General features: G+C 72.1%; 13 protein-coding genes and 1 pseudogene. 8 read left to right on the top strand and 6 right to left on the bottom strand.

Annotated elements, in window-relative coordinates; genetic code table 11:
* Positions 1-15: 15 nt before the first annotated feature.
* Positions 16-726: a type VI secretion system-associated protein TagF gene (gene tagF / locus N5D62_RS25080; protein WP_279760732.1), complete on the top strand. Its 711-nt coding sequence runs from the start codon at positions 16-18 to the stop codon at positions 724-726.
* A 50-nt stretch (positions 727-776) separates the two neighbouring features.
* Positions 777-2,279, top strand: a complete 1,503-nt coding sequence (locus N5D62_RS25075) for a methyl-accepting chemotaxis protein (protein ID WP_279760730.1) — start codon at positions 777-779, stop codon at positions 2,277-2,279.
* A 22-nt stretch (positions 2,280-2,301) separates the two neighbouring features.
* Here N5D62_RS25075 and N5D62_RS25070 read toward each other — a convergent pair whose 3' ends face one another.
* Together N5D62_RS25070 and tagH are read right to left on the bottom strand one after the other, a co-directional pair.
* Positions 2,302-3,171, bottom strand: coding sequence for a protein phosphatase 2C domain-containing protein (locus N5D62_RS25070; protein ID WP_279760728.1), 870 nt, complete (start codon positions 3,169-3,171; stop codon positions 2,302-2,304).
* Between the two features lie 39 nt (positions 3,172-3,210).
* Positions 3,211-5,064 (bottom strand): type VI secretion system-associated FHA domain protein TagH, encoded by a 1,854-nt coding sequence (tagH, locus tag N5D62_RS25065; RefSeq protein ID WP_279760727.1) that lies wholly within the window; start codon positions 5,062-5,064, stop codon positions 3,211-3,213.
* A gap of 132 nt (positions 5,065-5,196) precedes the next feature.
* Between tagH and N5D62_RS25060 the strand changes: the two genes are divergently transcribed.
* From N5D62_RS25060 to N5D62_RS25045, 4 genes and pseudogenes are all read left to right on the top strand, one after another.
* Positions 5,197-6,246 carry a LysM domain-containing protein gene (locus tag N5D62_RS25060; protein WP_279760725.1) on the top strand — a complete coding sequence of 350 codons (1,050 nt, stop codon included), beginning with the start codon at positions 5,197-5,199 and terminating at the stop codon, positions 6,244-6,246.
* Between the two features lie 167 nt (positions 6,247-6,413).
* Positions 6,414-7,760 (top strand): putative DNA modification/repair radical SAM protein, encoded by a 1,347-nt coding sequence (locus N5D62_RS25055; protein ID WP_279760724.1) that lies wholly within the window; start codon positions 6,414-6,416, stop codon positions 7,758-7,760.
* Positions 7,760-8,644 (top strand): TIGR03915 family putative DNA repair protein, encoded by an 885-nt coding sequence (locus N5D62_RS25050; RefSeq protein WP_279760723.1) that lies wholly within the window; start codon positions 7,760-7,762, stop codon positions 8,642-8,644. Before N5D62_RS25055 ends, N5D62_RS25050 begins: the two co-directional genes overlap by 1 nt.
* A gap of 92 nt (positions 8,645-8,736) precedes the next feature.
* Positions 8,737-9,789, top strand: a pseudogene (locus N5D62_RS25045) (acyltransferase); the annotation flags it as partial.
* Between the two features lie 23 nt (positions 9,790-9,812).
* On the opposite strand, the gene N5D62_RS28305 reads toward N5D62_RS25045, so the two are convergent.
* The gene (locus tag N5D62_RS28305) at positions 9,813-10,736 is read right to left on the bottom strand and encodes a PEP-CTERM sorting domain-containing protein (protein WP_347881834.1); all 924 of its coding nucleotides are present in this window, start codon (positions 10,734-10,736) and stop codon (positions 9,813-9,815) included.
* 193 nt (positions 10,737-10,929) lie between these two features.
* Between N5D62_RS28305 and N5D62_RS25040 the strand changes: the two genes are divergently transcribed.
* Complete coding sequence (locus N5D62_RS25040) at positions 10,930-11,358, top strand: VOC family protein (protein WP_279760721.1); 429 nt, start codon at positions 10,930-10,932, stop codon at positions 11,356-11,358.
* A gap of 23 nt (positions 11,359-11,381) precedes the next feature.
* Positions 11,382-12,278, top strand: a complete 897-nt coding sequence (locus N5D62_RS25035) for an ATP-dependent Clp protease adaptor ClpS (RefSeq protein ID WP_279760720.1) — start codon at positions 11,382-11,384, stop codon at positions 12,276-12,278.
* Here N5D62_RS25035 and N5D62_RS25030 read toward each other — a convergent pair.
* The 3 genes from N5D62_RS25030 to N5D62_RS25020 form a co-directional block, all read right to left on the bottom strand.
* Positions 12,275-13,183 carry a hypothetical protein gene (locus N5D62_RS25030; RefSeq protein ID WP_279760719.1) on the bottom strand — a complete coding sequence of 303 codons (909 nt, stop codon included), beginning with the start codon at positions 13,181-13,183 and terminating at the stop codon, positions 12,275-12,277. The genes N5D62_RS25035 and N5D62_RS25030 overlap by 4 nt on opposite strands.
* Positions 13,180-14,235, bottom strand: a complete 1,056-nt coding sequence (locus N5D62_RS25025; protein ID WP_279760718.1) for a polysaccharide deacetylase family protein — start codon at positions 14,233-14,235, stop codon at positions 13,180-13,182. The genes N5D62_RS25030 and N5D62_RS25025 overlap by 4 nt, the downstream gene beginning before the upstream one ends.
* Before the next feature lie 18 nt (positions 14,236-14,253).
* On the bottom strand, positions 14,254-16,331 hold a 2,078-nt coding region (locus N5D62_RS25020), incomplete at its 5' end, for a protein kinase (protein WP_279760717.1).

Raw genomic sequence — 16,331 nt, 5'->3', positions numbered from 1 at the left:
AAGGAGAGCCCTGACATGAGCGCCCTGCCCGAAGCCCTGAACACCGTCGGCGACGCGCCGCCCGGCTGGTACGGCAAGGTCGCCGCGCTGGGCGACTTCGCGCAGCGCCGGCTGCCGCAGCACTGCGTGCGGCACTGCGACGCTTGGTTGTCCGGCGTGATGCAGGACCTGCCCAAGGTGCTCGGCCCGCGCTGGCTGGACACCTACCTGACGGCGCCGGTGCTGCGTTTCGCGTGGGCGCCGGGCGTGGTCGACATGAAGTGGTGGTTCGGCGTGCTGATGGCCAGTTGCGACAACGTCGGGCGCTATTTCCCGCTGGTGATCGCGCAGCCCCGCACGCAGCCGCCGGTGGACCGGGCCGGGCTGGATCACCTGGACCGCTGGTACACGGTGCTGGCCAACGCGGCGATGCGCACGCTGGACGACACGGCGACGGTCGATTCGCTGGAGGCGGCGCTGGCCGCGGCGCCGCCCTGGCCGGCGAGCCACGCGGCGACGCTGCCCGCGCCGGAGAACGCGGTGCAGTGGGTCACGTACACCGCGCCGGCGGGGCTGCTGACCTCGGCGGTGCCGATGCTGGCGGCGGGCGAGCTGATGGAGCGCCTGGCCGGCTGCACCGTGTGGTCGCCCAACCCCGACCCGGGCGAGCAGGTCCACATGCGTTGGGGGCCGGGACTGCCGTACGTCGAGGCCTTCGCCGCGATGCTGGGAAAACAGACGGGCTGAGCGCGCATCGGGGCTGGTCCCGTGCGACATTTCGCGCCAGGGAGAGCCATATGACGACATTCGGACGCAGCCTGGCGCTGGGATTCCTGCTCGCGGTCGCGGTGCTGGGCGCCGTGGGCGCGGTGGCCCTGCGAAGCGCCTTCGCGATGGAGGACGCCGCCGCCGGCGTCACGCGCAGCCACCAGGGCCTGCGGCTCCTGGACACCCTGCTCAACGACGTCGCCGAGGCCGAGGCCGCGCAGCGCGGCTTCCTGATCACCACGGACGAGGCCTACATCGCCGCGCTGGATAAGTCGCTGGGCGAGGTCCGCGCCGGCATGGCGGCGATCCGGCGCTCGCCGGCCTGGGAGGGCCGGACCCGCGAGCTGGCCGAGACGGACCAGGACCTGGCCGCCCTCGCCACGCTGTTCCGCGAGCGCATCGCCGACCGGCGCAGGATGTCGCTCGAGGAGACCACGCGGTCGCCCAAGGTCAACCTGGTGCGCCAGCGCATGGAGCAACTGCGCGAGCGCCTGGGCGGCATGGAGGACCAGGAGGTCGTGCACCTGGAGGCGCGCTCCGCCGAGATGGGCCGGACCACGTCGCGGGTCAAGTGGGTCGCCTTCGGCGGCACGGTGCTGGGGCTGCTGATCGTCGCGGCGACGGCGGTGGCGCTGCAGCGGCTGCTGGCGCGCATGGTCGGCGCGGAGGCGGTGGATGTCGCGCGGCAGGCGCGGGAGCTGGAGGCCGCCGCGCGGCAGCAGGCCGCGACGACGCAGGAGACCTCGTCCGCGACGATCGAGCTGACGGCGACGATGCACGAGGTGCAGGCGGCGGCCAACCAGATCTCGCAGCGCTCGACCGAGGTCGAGGAGATGGCGTCGGCCAGCACGCAGGCCGCGCGGTCGGGCGGCGTGGCGATGGGCCAGGCGCGCGAGGCGACGGCCACCCTGCGCCGGCAGATCGACCAGGTGGTCACGCAGATGACGACGCTGGGCAAGGAGGTGCAAGGCGCCTCGACGGTGCTGGGCGCGATCGAGGACCTGGCCGAGCGGACCAACATCCTCGCGATCAACGCGACGATCGAGGCGTATGGCGCCGGTGTCGCGGGCGAGCGTTTCGGCGTGGTGGCCGAGGAGATCCGGCGCCTGGCCGAGAAGGTGCGGGCCGACGCGGTGGACATCCGGGCGCAGCTGGAGTCGATCCGCAACATGTCCAACGCGACGATCATGGCCACCGAGGCCGGCGCGAAGGCGGCGACGGCGAGCGCCGACGTCTTCGCCGAAATCCAGGCGCTGTTCTCGCAGATCTCGGAGCGCGTAAGCGCGTCGGACATCGCGAGCAAGGAGATCCGGATGGCGACGCACCAGCAATCCAGCGCCGGACGGCAGCTGGAGACGGCGCTGGTGGACGTGGGACGCGCGACGGCGGAGGCCGAGCAGATGGCGCAGAGGAACCTGCGCACCGCGGCGGCGCTGTCGCAGACGGCGCAGCGGTTGAGCGCGTTCGTGGCGGCGCCGGGGGCGTGGGGTGCGACGGCGGGCACCGCCGCGACCACGGCGACCCGGGCCTGACGGGCGCCCGAGCCGCGGACGCTCAAAGCGGCATGCGCCGCGTCGACTCGTCCTCTTCTTCCTCTTCCAGCGGCACCGGGCCGGAGTCCACCGAGGTGACTTCCGCCGTTTCGCCGGCCTCCCCCGTCGGGGCCTGAGCGACCACCGTCAGCGCCGGTTCGCCCACCCACAGCGCGATCGCGCTGAAGTTGTCCTGGTCCGGCAGCCCACGGTCCTCGATGGCGGCGCGCATCGCCGCCAGCCAGTCGTCCGGCGACCCGGCGCTGGCCAGCGTCGCGTGGATCAGCGCGTCGCCCGCGCTGCCCCACCAGCCGTCGCTGCACAGCAGGAAGACGTCCCCCGCCTCCAGCGGCTGCGGCGTCGTCGTGTGCGGATGCAGTTCGTCCTCGATGCCCAGCGCGGCCACCAAGTGGTTCTTGTGCGGATGGTCCTCCGCCTGCTCCGGCGTCAGCATCCCCGCCTCGATCAGCATCTGCACGACGCTGTCGTCCTGCGTGATCGTGTCGATGCGCCCGCCGCGGATGCGGTACAGCCGCGAGTCCCCCACATGCGTCCACAGCGCGAAGTTGCGCTGCGCGTCCACGCACAGCGCCACCACGGTCGTGTGCATGCGGTCGCGGCCCGTGCCCTCGACACCCCGGCGCACGTCGTCATGCGCCGCCAGCACCGCGCCGGTCAGCAGCTCGGGACGCCAGGGCAGCGTCGCGTCGCCCAGGCTGTTCTGCATGCGATGCACGGCGCGGCGCGCGGCCTCCGCGCCGTTGCGGTGGCCGCCGGCGCCGTCGGCCAGCACGGCGTACCAGCCGGGCCCGTTCTCATGGGCCACGACGGCATCCTCGTTGTTGGCGCGCGCGCCTTGTTCACTGCAGGCGGCGACCCGGATCTTGAGCATGGTGATGGTGATAACGACGTGTAGGACGATCGGCGGGGCTCAGGCCCCGCTCTGCTGTGTTTGTGGGGTCGACGACGGGCCCTGCCCGTGCTGGCTCAGCCGCTCGAGCTGGTCCTCGTAGGCCTCCAGGAAGGCCTTGCCGAACAGCGTGTGGAAGTCCTCCTGCGCCTCGTCGCGGATCGACTCGAAGTGCTGCAGGTAAAGCTCCCAGAGCTTGGCCTTGCGGTTCATCGCCAGCACGCTGTCCAGCACCGAGCGGCTGGTCAGCTTGGCCTCCAGCGCCGACGGCTGGAAACGCGTCAGCACGCCCTCCAGCGCCGCGCGCGTGCCGGCCATCGTGCCGATCGTGTGGCCGACCAGGTCGCGCATCGCGTCCTGCATCGCCGCCGGACCCGGCAGGAAGCCGCGCACCGGCGGCTGCAGCAGCTGCTCCAGCGCGGACTGCGGGTCGGGCGAGAACTTCAGCGGGTTGTTGTCGCGCGAACGGATCACGGTGACCTGCGCGCGCAACTCGTGTTTCGTGGCCGCGCGCACCGCCATCATCCGCAGCGCGCCATCGACCGACGCGTTCAGCAACTGCCCGATGACGCGCATCAGGTCGGGATTCAGGCCTTGCGGCGGCGCGGCCATGCGCACCCCGGCGCCTTCGCAGAAGGCGTTCCAGAGCGCAGCGGTGTCGGCAGCCTGCCCCGAGGCGACCGGCGCGGCGGCGGCGGTCGGCAGCGCATGCACGGTCGCGGGCGGCATCGCCGGGGGCATCGTCACGGGCGGAGCGACCGGAGGCAGCACGGCCGCTGGCGGCATCACGGGCGGCAGCACGGCCACGGGCGGCACCGGCGCGGGGGCCGGCGGCAATGGCGGCGGCGCGGGCGTGCGCACCTCCGGCGGGCGGAAGGACGAGTGCAGCGCCGGCGTGTGGTCCGGCAGCGCGGGGGTTTGCGGTTCGGTGTGCGTGGCCGGGGCCGCGGCACCGAACAGCGCCAGCGGATCGGATGCCAGGCCGTCGCGCGCGCCGGCGTCGGCGGCCGTCGGGGCGCCGGCCATGAACCCGGCCAGCGGATCGTTGCCGCCCGGCTTCAGGCCGAAGAGGTCGTCCAGCGAGCGGTTGCCGTCGCCCGGCACCAGGTCGGCGAAGGCACCGCCGAAACCGAGGTCGTTGGCGGGCGCCGGCGGCGCGACGGGCGCGGTCGGGGCCGCGGGCAGGTCCAGACCGCCGAACGGGTCGAAGGCGGCGCCCGAGGCCCGGACCGGCGCCGACGGAGCCGGCGGCGGCGCGAACGGGTCGAAGTCGTCGGGCAGCAGCGCGGGGCCGGCGGCAGGCGCGGCCGGTGCCTGGACCGGCGGCGCGGCGAACGGCGACGCGTGCGGCGGCGCCACCGGCGTGGTGTTGAAGATGTCGGGCGGCGGCGGCGTGCCGCCGAGCAGGTCGGCGAACGGGTTGGAGCTCGACAGCGCCGCCGGCGCCGCGGCCGGGAACGGCGTGGGCGTGGCGGTCGGCATCGGCGTCGGGCCCTGGGTCACCGGCCGGGCCAGGTCCGGGGCGCGGCGGATGACGGTGGCGCCGCTGTCGTCGCCAAGGTCGCTCTGCACTTCCAGCAGGTAACCGCCGATGCGCACCTCGTCCAGGTGGCGCAGCGGCACGGCCTGGCCCTGCGCGACGGCCTGGCCGGAGACGGTGATCGGATTGGCGCTGCCGACGTTGCGGATCACGTAGCCGCCGGCTTCGGCGCTGATCTCGGCCTGTTGACGAGAGATGTGGCGCTCGGGGTCGGGCAGCGCCATCGTGTTGTGGTCCGCGCGACCGATGGTCCCGCCGGCGGCGTCGAAGCGTGCGGTGATGGGCTGCGTCAAGGGCAGGTCGTTGAGCGACACCGCGCGCAGGGTGAGGGTCATGATGCTGCCTTTGGGACCTCGAGAGACTGGCATGGGATGTTTGCCTGTCGGGACGGGGCCTTCAATGAACGAAAGTCACCTGCCGGGGGCTTGTCGCTGTTTCATACTCCACCCCGCTCGAATCCCGACGTGATGCCGATGTCGACCTTCTTCCGTCCCGATGCCCCCACTCCCCTGACCCCGACCGCCGCCGCGGCGCGGGGTCGAGGCCTGGCCGCAGGTACCGCGCTCCTGGTGAGCGTGTTGCTGCTGTCGGCCTGCGTCACGCCCAAGCCGCCGCCTCCGCCGCCGGAGCCGGCCGTCACCGCCCCGCCACCGCCCCCGCCGCCGCCGCCGGAACCCGTGCCGCCGACCCCGGCCGAGCAGGCGCTGGCGCAGAAGACGGCGATGCAGTCGATCGAATTGCTCGAGACCGGCCAGGAAGAGCAGGCCAAGGCCGAGATCCAGCGCGCGCTGCAGCTGGACCCGAACAACAAGCTGGCGGTCAGCCTGATGAAGCAGATCACCGCCGATCCGGTGGCGCTGCTGGGCCGCGAGTCCTTCGCCTACACGGTGCAGTCCAGCGACACGCTGTCGCGGATCGCGGGCCGCTTCATGGGCGACATCTACTCGTTCTACATCCTGGCGCGCTACAACGACATCCGGGTGCCCAAGCAGGTCTCGGGTGGCCAGGTGCTGCGCATCCCCGGCAAGCCGCCGGCGGGTCCGCTGTATCCGCGTCCGACCACCGGAAAGACCGATCCGAAGGCCGCTGCCGCCGCGGCCGCCGCAGCAGCGGCCGCTGCCGCCGCCGCGCAGGCTCCGACGCCCACCGTGGCCGCCGCGCCGACCCCGGCCGCGCCGCCCGCGCCCCCGCCTCCGCCCGAGCTGTCGCCCGGCGAGAAGGCGATGCGCGCCGGCGAGGCGCACGAGCGCGCCAACCGCCTGGACAAGGCGCTGGAGGAGTACCGCCGCGCCGAGGCCGCCGACCAGCCCGGTGCCGCCGCCAAGATCGAGGGCGTGCGCAAGAAGCAGATCGCCCGGGCGACGCTGTCCGCGCGCACGGCCTTCGCCAAGCAGGACCTGGCCGGCGCGATCAAGGGCTGGGACAACGTGTTGCAGCTCGATCCGGAAAACGAGCTGGCCAAGCTCGAGCGCCAGAAGGCCGTCACGCTGAAGGCGAAGGCGGACCAGCTGAAGTGATCTCGCCGCCGATGGGCGAGGACACCCCGACCTGACGAAGAGGCGCCCCGTGCGCCTCTTCTGCTTTCCGGGCAGCGATGGCAACCACGTGGCGAGGTCGGAAGCCGTGGTCGAATGGCTTCAATACTGTATATTAATACAGTCATTTGCCATTCCCATCGCAGTTCATGGACCTCGACCGCAAGCTGGCCATCCTGGCCGACGCCGCGAAGTACGACGCGTCGTGCGCGTCCAGCGGCACGGACACGCGCGACTCCCGGGGCGGCACCGGCATGGGCTCCACCGAGGGCATGGGCATCTGCCACAGCTACGCGCCCGACGGCCGCTGCATTTCGCTGCTGAAGATCCTGCTGACCAACCATTGCCAGTACGACTGCCTGTACTGCATCAACCGCTCGTCGAGCAACGTCGCGCGGGCGAAGTTCAGCGTCGAGGAGGTCGTGGCGCTGACGCTCGACTTCTACCGCCGCAACATGATCGAGGGGCTCTTCCTGAGCAGCGGCATCGTGAAGAGCCCGGACCACACGATGGAGCAGGTCGTGCGCGTGGCCCAGCTGCTGCGCGAGACGCACGACTTCCGCGGCTACATCCACCTGAAGACGATTCCCGACGCCAGCGACGAGCTGCTCAGCCGCGCCGGCCGCTACGCCGACCGCCTCAGCATCAATGTCGAGCTGCCGACCGACGCCGCCCTGAAGGACCTGGCGCCGGAGAAGGACACCGACGCGATCCAGCGCTCGATGGGCCGGCTGCGGCTGCACATCGACGAGTCCAAGGAGGCGCGCCGCGAGGCCAAGGCCGTGCCGATCCGCGTGATCCCGGGCGCGGCCTCGCGGCCCGCCGCGCCACCGCGGTTCGCGCCGGCGGGCCAGAGCACGCAGATGATCGTCGGCGCCGACGGCAGCGACGACCGCAGCATCCTGCGCAGCAGTGCCGCGCTCTACGGGCGCTTTCGCATGCGGCGCGTCTATTACTCGGCGTTCAGCCCGATTCCCGACGCGGCGAGCGCGTTGCCGCTGAAGGCGCCGCCGCTGGTGCGCGAGCACCGCCTCTACCAGGCCGACTGGCTGATGCGCTTCTACGGCTTCGGCCATGAGGAGATCGTCGACGACGGCAGCGGCTTGCTCCGGCTGGATGTCGATCCGAAGCACGCCTGGGCGCTCGCGCATCCGGAGCGCTTCCCGGTCGACCTCAACCAGGCGCCGCGGGAGCTGCTGCTGCGGGTGCCGGGACTCGGCGTCGGCTCGGTGGACAAGCTGATCGCGGCGCGCCGCGTGCGACGGTTGCGGGCGGAGGACCTCGGCCGGCTGAAGGTGCCGGCGCGCAAGGTGCTGCCCTTCGTGGTCGTCGACGGGCACCGGCCCGGGCCGATCGCGATGGGACCGCGCCCTTCGTCCTCAGCGATGCCGATGCCGATGCCGATGCCGACCCGGGTGCCCCCGCCGGGGTCGATGCCGGCCGCGCCGGCGGTGTCCGCCGCGCCGGCCGTCCCCGTGCAGATGGGCCTGTTCTGATGATTCGCGTCAGGCTCGACGGCCCGATCGATGTCGACGGCTTCCGGCAGGCCGCACGCCGGCTGCTGTCGCAGGGCGTCCACCCGGAGGACGTCGCGTGGACCACCGCGGATGACGGCGTGGACCTGTGGGACCAGCCAGAACCGATCGACAGCCAGGACGGCCAGGGCGGCATCAAGCGCAACGACGATGACGGATCGAGCGACGCCGCGGCGCCCGTGGACGCCTCGTCGCGACTGACCGTGCCGGCCAGCTTCCTGACGCTGTGCCGATCCGCCCTGCTCCATCGCGAGCCGCAGCGCTTCACGCTGATGTACCGGCTGCTGTGGCGCCTGAAGGCCGATCCCGACACCTGGCGCGACACGCTGGACGCGGATCGCCGCCAGGCGCAGCGGCTCGCGCGCGAGGTGAGCCGCGAGATCCACAAGACCCATGCCTTCGTGCGCTTCGTGCCGGTCGAGGACGGCGATGGCGAGCGCCTCGTCGCGTGGTTCGAGCCGGAGCATCACGTGCTCGAGGCGGCGGCGCCCTTCTTCGCGCGGCGTTTCGCCAACCTGCGCGGGACAATCCTGTCGCCGCGCTGTTCGGTGTCGTGGGAGGGCGGCGTGTTGCGCACCGGCCCGGGCGGACGTCGCGAGGACGCGCCCGCGCCGGACGCCGGCGCCGCGCTGTGGCTGACCTACTACCGCAGCATCTTCAATCCGGCGCGGCTCAAGGTCGCGATGATGGAGCGCGAGATGCCGCGTCGCTACTGGGCCAACCTGCCGGAAGCGGCGCTGATCGAGCCGCTCATCGCGCAGGCCGGCGATCGCATGCAGGACATGCTGGAGGCCGGACCGACGCCGGCCCGACGCATCCGGCCGATGGCGCCACGCCGCTCCTGACGCGCAGGCACCGCGACATCGCCCGCGTCGGTCACCGGCCTCACCCTCTCCCTCGGCGTCACCAGCTTCATCCGCGTTACGGGCGTAACCCCATGACTCGCGGGCCTCCACGCCCCGGGCCGCTACCATCGCCGCCCTCAGCATCGCCCCCTTCCCCAATGAGCTCCACGCCGACCCCGCGCAACTTCGCCATCGACTGCCTGCGCGGCGTCGCGATCCTGCTGGTGGTGGTGCATCACCTGGCGCTGCCGTTCCGGTTGCCGCTCGCGCCGAGCCTGATCGGCCCCTGGGTCCCGAAGCGGCTGATCAACGCGATCAGCTTCAACGGCTACGAGGCGGTGTTCATGTTCTTCGTGATCTCGGGTTTCCTGATCACGACCCGCATCCTCGAGCGCGACGGCGACCTGCGCCGCGTCGGCCTGCGCGCCTTCTACCTGGCCCGCGCGCGGCGCATCCTGCCGCTGCTGTTCGTCATCCTGGCGATCCTGTCGCTGCTCGCGGCGCTCGGCGTCGAGGGCTTCGCGCCGGGCGGCAAGCAGAGCCTGGCCGGCCTGCTCGGCTCGGCGCTGACCTTCACCTTCAACTGGTATGAGGGCCGCACCGGCTGGGCGCCCGCGGCCTGGGACGTCCTGTGGTCGCTGTCGATCGAGGAGGTCTTCTACGTCGCGTTCCCGCTGCTGTGCCTCGCCCTGCCCCGGCCGCTGCTGGTCGTCGCGCTGGCGGCGCTCGCGCTGAGCCTGATGCCGCTGCGCTCGCTGGTGCCGATCAGCAACGAGGTCTGGTGGGAGAAGGCCTACCTGCCCGGCATGAGCGCCATCGCCTGGGGCGTGCTGGCCGCCCTCGCCGCCCGGCATTGGCGGCCGGGCCGGCGCGATGCCCGCGCGCTGGCGATCTTCGGCGGCTTCTGCGTGCTGCTGGTCATCGGCTGGGGCGAGCTGGTCCACCGCCACCTGTTCAAGTCGGGCATGTACGCGCTGTGCGTGGGGACCGCGCTGATGCTGGTCGCCTTCCGCGCCCATGCCCCGGACCCGCGTCGCGGCCTCGGTTGGCTCGCGACGATGGGACGGCTGAGCTACGAGCTCTACCTGTCCCACATGTTCGTCGTGCTCGCCACCGTCGCGGCCTACCGCGCGCTGCTGGGCGAGTCGCAGGCCTGGACCTTCGCCGTCTACCTGCCGGCCGTGGCCGCGTGCGTGCTGCTGGCCGTCGCGTTGGAGCGCCTGATGCGCTGGAGGCCGAGCAAGGCCGCGCCGGCGAGCAGCATCGCCCAGGTCGCCGGCTCCGGCGCGGTCGACGTCGGCACCGCCGACAAGGCGTAGTTGAAGCCCGAGGTCGACGCGACCCGGTAGCCCACCCGGTTGCCGTACCAGTCGGTCACCTGCGAGATCCCGCCCCAGTAGATCGACGGCCCGTTCGCGGCCAGCGATCCGGTGGCGCCGCCGAGCGCGTTCAGCCGGCTGCTCATCTGCGTGTAGAGCTCCATGTCCATCGCGGCGCCCGCCATCACCGCCGCGGCGAAGGTGTAGACGCCGTAGACCTTGCCGATCTCGCCGACGTTCCAGTGGCTCGTGGTCGTGACGCTGCCGTCGTAGCCGAGCTTGGTGGTGCTGTCCCAACTGGTGAGGTAGTGGCCGTCGAGGCGGTGGACGAAGGTCCAGTCCAGCGAGCCGGCCTCGGTGCCGGCGCCGGCCGGCGGCGCAATCGGGTCGATCGCGCCGGAGGTGCCGCCGGCGATCACGATGTTGTAGTGGATGACCAGCGCGTTGTCGCTGCCGCCATCGGTGCGCTGGAAGGTCAGCGCGTCGGTCTGGTACGCCGACAGCGAGGTCGACGCGCCCGACGGGCCGCTGGCCTGCGTCGCCAGGTGGCCGGTCACGTAGCCCGCGCCGATGCGCGTCCCGGCCGAGGCCCGGGCGGCGCCGTCGATGGCCGAGGCGTTCAGCGCGCCCGGGCTGCCGCCCGATGTCCGGCCGTCGGTGACGCCGCCGGCGACCGCCTGGACCGTCTGGCTGGCGCCGTCGGGCGGGTTGAACTGCGCGTGGGCGAGGGACGAGGCCGCGAGCAGCGACGCGGCGAGAAGGATCGGCTTCATGGCAGGAACGGCCTTTGGATCGGCAGGAATCGGCGTGCGCGGCACGGGACGCGGGATGCGAGCAAACGAGGCGCCCGCGCCCCCGGCTTCGGGGGTGACAGGAAAAATCGAATGGCGATCGAGGGGGGCTCGGGTAAGAACGCCGATTGCTCGGTCCTCCAAGCCCCTCGCTTCAACCTCATCGGGAGACATCATGGAAGTGAATGAACTGCATCGCGGCCGCCTCATCGATCACCTGCAGCTGGTCGTGCGCGACCTGCCGGCGAGCCGCGCCTTCTACGGCGCGATCCTGCCGCTGCTGGGCGTGCCGATCGGCGGCGAAGGCGACGACTACTTCTGGGCCGACGAATTGTTCGTGTCCACGGCGGACAGCCAGGCGGCGCAAGGGCACTTGACGGGCCGCCATCACCTGGCCTTCCAGGCCAAGGACCGCGCCGCGGTCGATGCCTTCCACAAGACCGCGCTGGCCAACGGCGGCACCGACAACGGCGGCCCTGGGGAACGTCCCTATCACCCGGGCTATTACGCGGCGTTCGTGCTCGACCCGGACGGCAATAACATCGAGGCGGTCTTCCATGGCGAGGCGCAACGCAGCGCGCCGTCGGTGAAGGTGACCTTCTGATCGCTGACCGCTGACCCGCCCCGATGGCCCTGCTGAAGCTCCTGCAATACCGCTACCGCCTCTGCACGATCCGCGGCGTGCCCGTCTTCATCGGGTGGTCGCTGCCGGCCGGCGGCTTGCTGGTGAGCTTGATCAGCAGGGCCGACGTCTGGCACTGGCCGCACTACTGCATCGCCTACACCGCGCTCATCCTGGTGCACGAGGGCGGACACCTGCTCGCCGCCAAGGCGCTGCGGCTGCAGGTCTTCGCGCTGGACCTGCATGGCCTGGGTGGCCACTGCCTGCTCGCGATGCCGCGCTCCGTCGCCGGCTGCGCGCTGCTGTACCTCTCCGGGATGCTCGCGCAACTCGTCGCCTTCGCGATCGCGCTGTGGGTGGCCCTGCCGGTGTGGCCATCGCTCTACGCTGGACCCCACGGCTTCGCCCGGGCTTTCGCGGTGACCTTCGTGCTGGTGAACGCGGTGGTCTTTTTCCTCAGCCTGATCCCAATGCGCCCGCAGCCCGACGCCGTGAGCAACGACGGCCGGGTTCTTTGGGAGCTGCTGCTGCACGTGGTCGCCGGGCGGCCCCATCCCGCGCCCACGGAGACGATCGCGGCGGTCGCCCCGCAGGAGGCACCGATCTTCCCGCCCGAAACGCGGCTGCTGGACCTGCCGGACTTCGCGCCCGCCGGTTTCCGGCACGGCGTCGAGATGCTGAACGACGCGACGACGCCGATGCCCTTCGTGCTGGAGATGCTGGGCCGCCACCTCGACCTGAACGAGCACGTCGCGCTCATGACGATGATCCAGATCCACAACAGCGGCGGCGCGCTGATCCCGCTGGGCAGCGCGCGGCAGGCGCGTCGCATCGCCGACGCGGTCTCGGCGGCATCGGCGGCGGCGGGACACGGCCTGGTCTGCCGCGCGGTGCGCGCCTAGCGCTTGTCGACCTTGTTCTTCGCCGTCGCCGGCGCGCCCGTGGCGGGCGCCTTGGCGGCGGATTCGTCGATGAGCTGGCGCATCAGCGCCGTCGCGCGCGCGTTCTTCGGATCCACGCGCAGGCACTTCTGCAGCAGCATCACCGCGCCGGACTTGTCGATCGTCGCGATCTTCTCGGCCTTCCTCACGTAGAGGTCGGCCAGCAGCCGCTTGGCCGACGGATCGTTGCGGTCCTGCGGCGCGCGGCGCTCCAGCAGCCGGATCGGTTCGTCGACCTCGCCCTGCGCCGCCAGCATCGCGATGTGCTCGAGCTCGTTGCGATCCGGCCCCGCGTCCGCCACCGCCTTCGCGTCCTTCGCGTCCTTCGTGTCCTTGCCCGCCTCGGCCGTGGCGGCCGCCGGCGCCTTGGCCTTGGGCGCGGCCTTCGCCACCGGCGGCGGCGCGGCCTTGCGCAGCGTCACCCGCGCTGGCTTGCCGAGGTAGCTCTTCTGGTTGCGCTCCTTCTCGAGCCCGCGCAGCGCGTCCGCCACCTCCGCGTTGTCCGGCTGCAGCGCCAGCGCGCCCAGGTACAGCGACGTCGCCCCGTCCAGGTCGCCGCGCTTGTGCGCCGCCTTGGCCTTGTCCACGCGCTCCGTCACGCCGCCGTCGATCAGCTGGCGCGTCGCGGCCAGGCTGTCGCGGTAGTTGGCGTTGTCGGGCCGCAGCACCGTCAGCGCTTCCCAGGTCCAAGCGGCATCGGCCAGCTGGCCTTCCTTCACCTGTTCCTGCGCGCGCTGCGCCTGCGCCAGCTCGAACGGCGACGGCGGCGCGCCCGGCGCGTCCGGGCCGCGCAGCGAGCCGCTCGGCCCGCTCGTGCAGGCGGCCAGGGCCAGTGCCGCCAGCGCGGCCAGCAGTCCCGCCTTCATGGCGCGGCCCCCGTGCGCTTGCTGGTCTGCAAGCGCGCCTTGAAGGCCTCGAGGTCATGGTCACCAAAGATCATCGTGCGGCGCAGCATCAGCGGCTGCGCGAAAAAGGCGTTGCCGCCCGGGTTGACTGTCACCGCCAGCGTGTACTTCTGGCGCGTCAGCGCGTCCAGCACCTGCTCGTTGGCGTCGCCGAAGGGATAGGCGTAATGGCGCACCTGGCCCGACGTGCTGAGCTTCTGCTCGATCAGGTCGCGCGGGCCGGCGGTCTCGGTGTCGAGGTTGCGCTTGTAGCGTTCCTCGTTCTCGCCGGTGGTGCGCTCGATCAGGTTGCGGTGCGACTTGGAGTGCGACTGGATGTCCATCAGCCCCGAGGCCTGCATCTCCGCCAGCTGCGGCCAGCTGACCGCGTCGCCGCCGGCGCCCACGAAATCGGTGTAGACGAACATCGTCGCCGGCAGGCCCAGCTTGCGCAGCACGGGGTAGGCGAACTTGTAGACCGACTCGTAGCCGTCGTCGAAGGTGACGACGACCGACTTCGGCGGCAGCGGTTCCTTGCCCTCGAGGTAGCCGCTGAGCTGCGACAGCTTGATCACGCGGTAGTCGTTCTTGGCCAGCCATTCCATCTGGGCGGCGAAGTTCGACGGGGAGACTGCCATCTTGCCGCCGGTGGTGCCCAGGCGGTGGTAGCAGAGGATCGGCACCGTCTGGTAGCTGCCCGCGTGCACGCCCAGCGGGTTCATCGGCTTGAGCGGCACGATCAGCGGCTGGCCCGGGTCGACCTTGGTCGCGCCGGCATTGGCCTCGCTGATCTGCCAGTCCCGGTCCTCGCTGCCCAGCAGCCGGCCGGCGATGCCGCGCAGCGATTCGCCGGCCACCGGCACGTAGATCAGCAGCCGGTCGCCGCGGGCGATCACCTCGCCGGTCGCGGTCGGCGCGGCGGTCTTGCCCGGCGGGGGCTCGTTCAAGGGCGGCGTCGAGGTCGGCGTCGTGACGCAGCCGGTCAGCGCGAGCGCGGCGACCAGCCCCGCGAGCAGGGGGAGAGAGCTTTTCACTGTCGTCATCGCGGCATGTCAGGGTTGCTTCGGCGCATCGGCGTCGTCATCGCGCGACGGCGGCGGCGGCAGCGTGTCGTCGGTCGGCTTGGTGCCGCGCGGCGCGGGCGCCGGCGCCGCGGCGCCTTCCGATGCGGTCGACGCGGCGGGCGCGTCGGATCCGGCGTCGGCCTTGTCCGACGCCACGGGCGGCGTCGCCATGCGTCCCGAGCGCCGGCCGATCGTCGTCGGCGCCTCGGCCTTCGCGGCCGAGCCGGCCAGTGCCTGCTTGTCCTGCAGCGCCTGCGCCATGCGGTCGAACGCGGCGTAGAGCAAGCCGAACTCGTCCTTGCGCTGCTCGCGGATGCGGAAGTCCACCCGGCCGCGTCCCACCTCGTCCAGCGCCTCGACCACCAGCTTGATCGGCCGCGAGAACCAGTTGGCGACGAAGAACATCGCGATCGCCACCGCCAGCACCGTCGTCACCGCCAGCACCGCCATCAGCGTGCGCGACAGCCGCGCCACGCTCTCCAGCGGCCGCTCCGGCAACCCGAGCGCCACGCGCCCGACCGTCTTGTCCTGGAAGGTGATCGGCGAATCGAACCCGAGGATCGCCGCCCCGCCCGCGGCGTGGTACCGCGTGCGCTTGACCCCGCCCTGCTCGCCCAGCGTCTCGCCCGGCGGCGGCTGGTAGGGCTTGCCCACGGTCTCGGGCAGGCTGGACGCCGCCACCACGCCGGCACGGTCGATCACGGTGACGCTCTCGAAGTCGCGCGTCTTCATGATCTCCTGCAGCGACACGTCCACCGACACCCAGTCCTCGCCCAGCGCCGAGGTCGCGTTCTGCGCCGCGATGAAGCGCGAGAGCGCGGTGCCGTAGTCCGCCACCTGCTGCATCAGCGCCGCGTTCTGGCGCTGGCTGATGATGGAGCCGCTGACCGCCATCACGATGGCGACGATGCCGGCCATCATCGCGGCCCACTTCACCCGCAGCGGGATCAGCTTGGAGCGGCCCTTGTTGCGCGCCTCCTCGTCGATCTCGCCCAGCACCTTGACCAGCGCGTCGGCCAGCTCGGCGCCGGTCTGGAAGCGGTGGTCGGGCTGCTTGGCCAGGCAGCGGTCGACGACGCGCCGCAGCGAGGCCGGGATCTCCGGGCGCAGCTTGTTCAGCGGCGTCGGGTCGTCCTTGGCGATCTTGAGCGCCAGGTTCACCACGCTGTCGCCGGTGAACGGACGCACGCCGGTGAGCATCTGGTACAGCACGATGCCGACCGAGAACAGGTCCGAGCGGCCGTCGATCTTCTCGCCGTTCATCTGCTCGGGCGCCATGTACTGCGGCGTGCCCAGCACGTCGCCTACCCGGGTGCGCTGCTCCCCCTTGGTCGACTCCATGTGCGCGATGCCGAAGTCCATCACCTTGATGTCCAGCGTGCCGCGCACGCGGGCAATGTTGCCGGGCTTGATGTCGCGGTGGACGATGCCGCGCTTGTGCGCGTAGTCCAGCGCGCGCGCCAGCTGGATGGCCATCACGACGGTGTCGCGGATGGGCAGCGGCTGGCCGGGCTCGAGCAGGTCGGCCAGCGGCTCGCCGTCCAGCAGCTCCATGGCCATGTAGGGCCGGCCGTCGACCTCGCCCACGTCGTGCACGGTGACGATGTTGGGATGCGACAGGCCGCCCGAGGCGCGCGCCTCGCGCAGGAAGCGGGCGTGGTACTCCTCGTCCTCGCACAGCGAGGCATGCAGGAACTTGATCGCGACGTCGCGGCCGATGCTCGGATCGTGGGCCTTGAACACGCTGGCCATGCCGCCGCGGCCGATGCGGTCCAGCACCTGGAAGCGGCCGACCTGGCGCACCGGCGCCTCGGGGCTCGCGCTGGCGGCTTTCGCCGCGGCCAGCGAGCCGCCCGGCAAGGTGCCGGTCGACGGCCGCTTGGCGGGCTCGGGCGGCATCGCGCGCAAGGCCGCCACCGCGGCCACGGCGTCGGGATCGAGCACCGTCTCGGCGAACTCGGAAGCCTGGAACTCGGATTCGGGCGCGTCGTCGATCGCCCGGGCGGGCGGCGTCGGCGTCGGCGCGGGGACCGGCGTGGCCGGAGCGGCCTGCGCCGCGGGCGTCA

It is taken from the genome of Mitsuaria sp. GD03876 (genome assembly GCF_029840635.1).
Taxonomy (GTDB): domain Bacteria; phylum Pseudomonadota; class Gammaproteobacteria; order Burkholderiales; family Burkholderiaceae_C; genus Roseateles.
The sequence above is the reverse complement of the archived record's forward strand: the minus strand, read 5'-3'. Positions and strand labels throughout refer to the sequence as shown.

Excerpts from the sequence above, each read along its gene's own strand:
- N5D62_RS25050 (WP_279760723.1), top strand. The coding sequence starts at position 7,760 with ATGATTCGCGTCAGGCTCGACGGCCCGATCGATGTCGACGGCTTCCGG.
- N5D62_RS25075 (WP_279760730.1), top strand. The coding sequence starts at position 777 with ATGACGACATTCGGACGCAGCCTGGCGCTGGGATTCCTGCTCGCGGTC.
- tagF (WP_279760732.1), top strand. The coding sequence starts at position 16 with ATGAGCGCCCTGCCCGAAGCCCTGAACACCGTCGGCGACGCGCCGCCC.
- N5D62_RS25030 (WP_279760719.1), bottom strand. The coding sequence starts at position 13,183 with ATGAAGGCGGGACTGCTGGCCGCGCTGGCGGCACTGGCCCTGGCCGCC.
- N5D62_RS25035 (WP_279760720.1), top strand. The coding sequence starts at position 11,382 with ATGGCCCTGCTGAAGCTCCTGCAATACCGCTACCGCCTCTGCACGATC.
- tagH (WP_279760727.1), bottom strand. The coding sequence starts at position 5,064 with ATGACCCTCACCCTGCGCGCGGTGTCGCTCAACGACCTGCCCTTGACG.
- N5D62_RS28305 (WP_347881834.1), bottom strand. The coding sequence starts at position 10,736 with ATGAAGCCGATCCTTCTCGCCGCGTCGCTGCTCGCGGCCTCGTCCCTC.
- N5D62_RS25040 (WP_279760721.1), top strand. The coding sequence starts at position 10,930 with ATGGAAGTGAATGAACTGCATCGCGGCCGCCTCATCGATCACCTGCAG.
- N5D62_RS25060 (WP_279760725.1), top strand. The coding sequence starts at position 5,197 with ATGCCGATGTCGACCTTCTTCCGTCCCGATGCCCCCACTCCCCTGACC.
- N5D62_RS25055 (WP_279760724.1), top strand. The coding sequence starts at position 6,414 with ATGGACCTCGACCGCAAGCTGGCCATCCTGGCCGACGCCGCGAAGTAC.
- N5D62_RS25070 (WP_279760728.1), bottom strand. The coding sequence starts at position 3,171 with ATGCTCAAGATCCGGGTCGCCGCCTGCAGTGAACAAGGCGCGCGCGCC.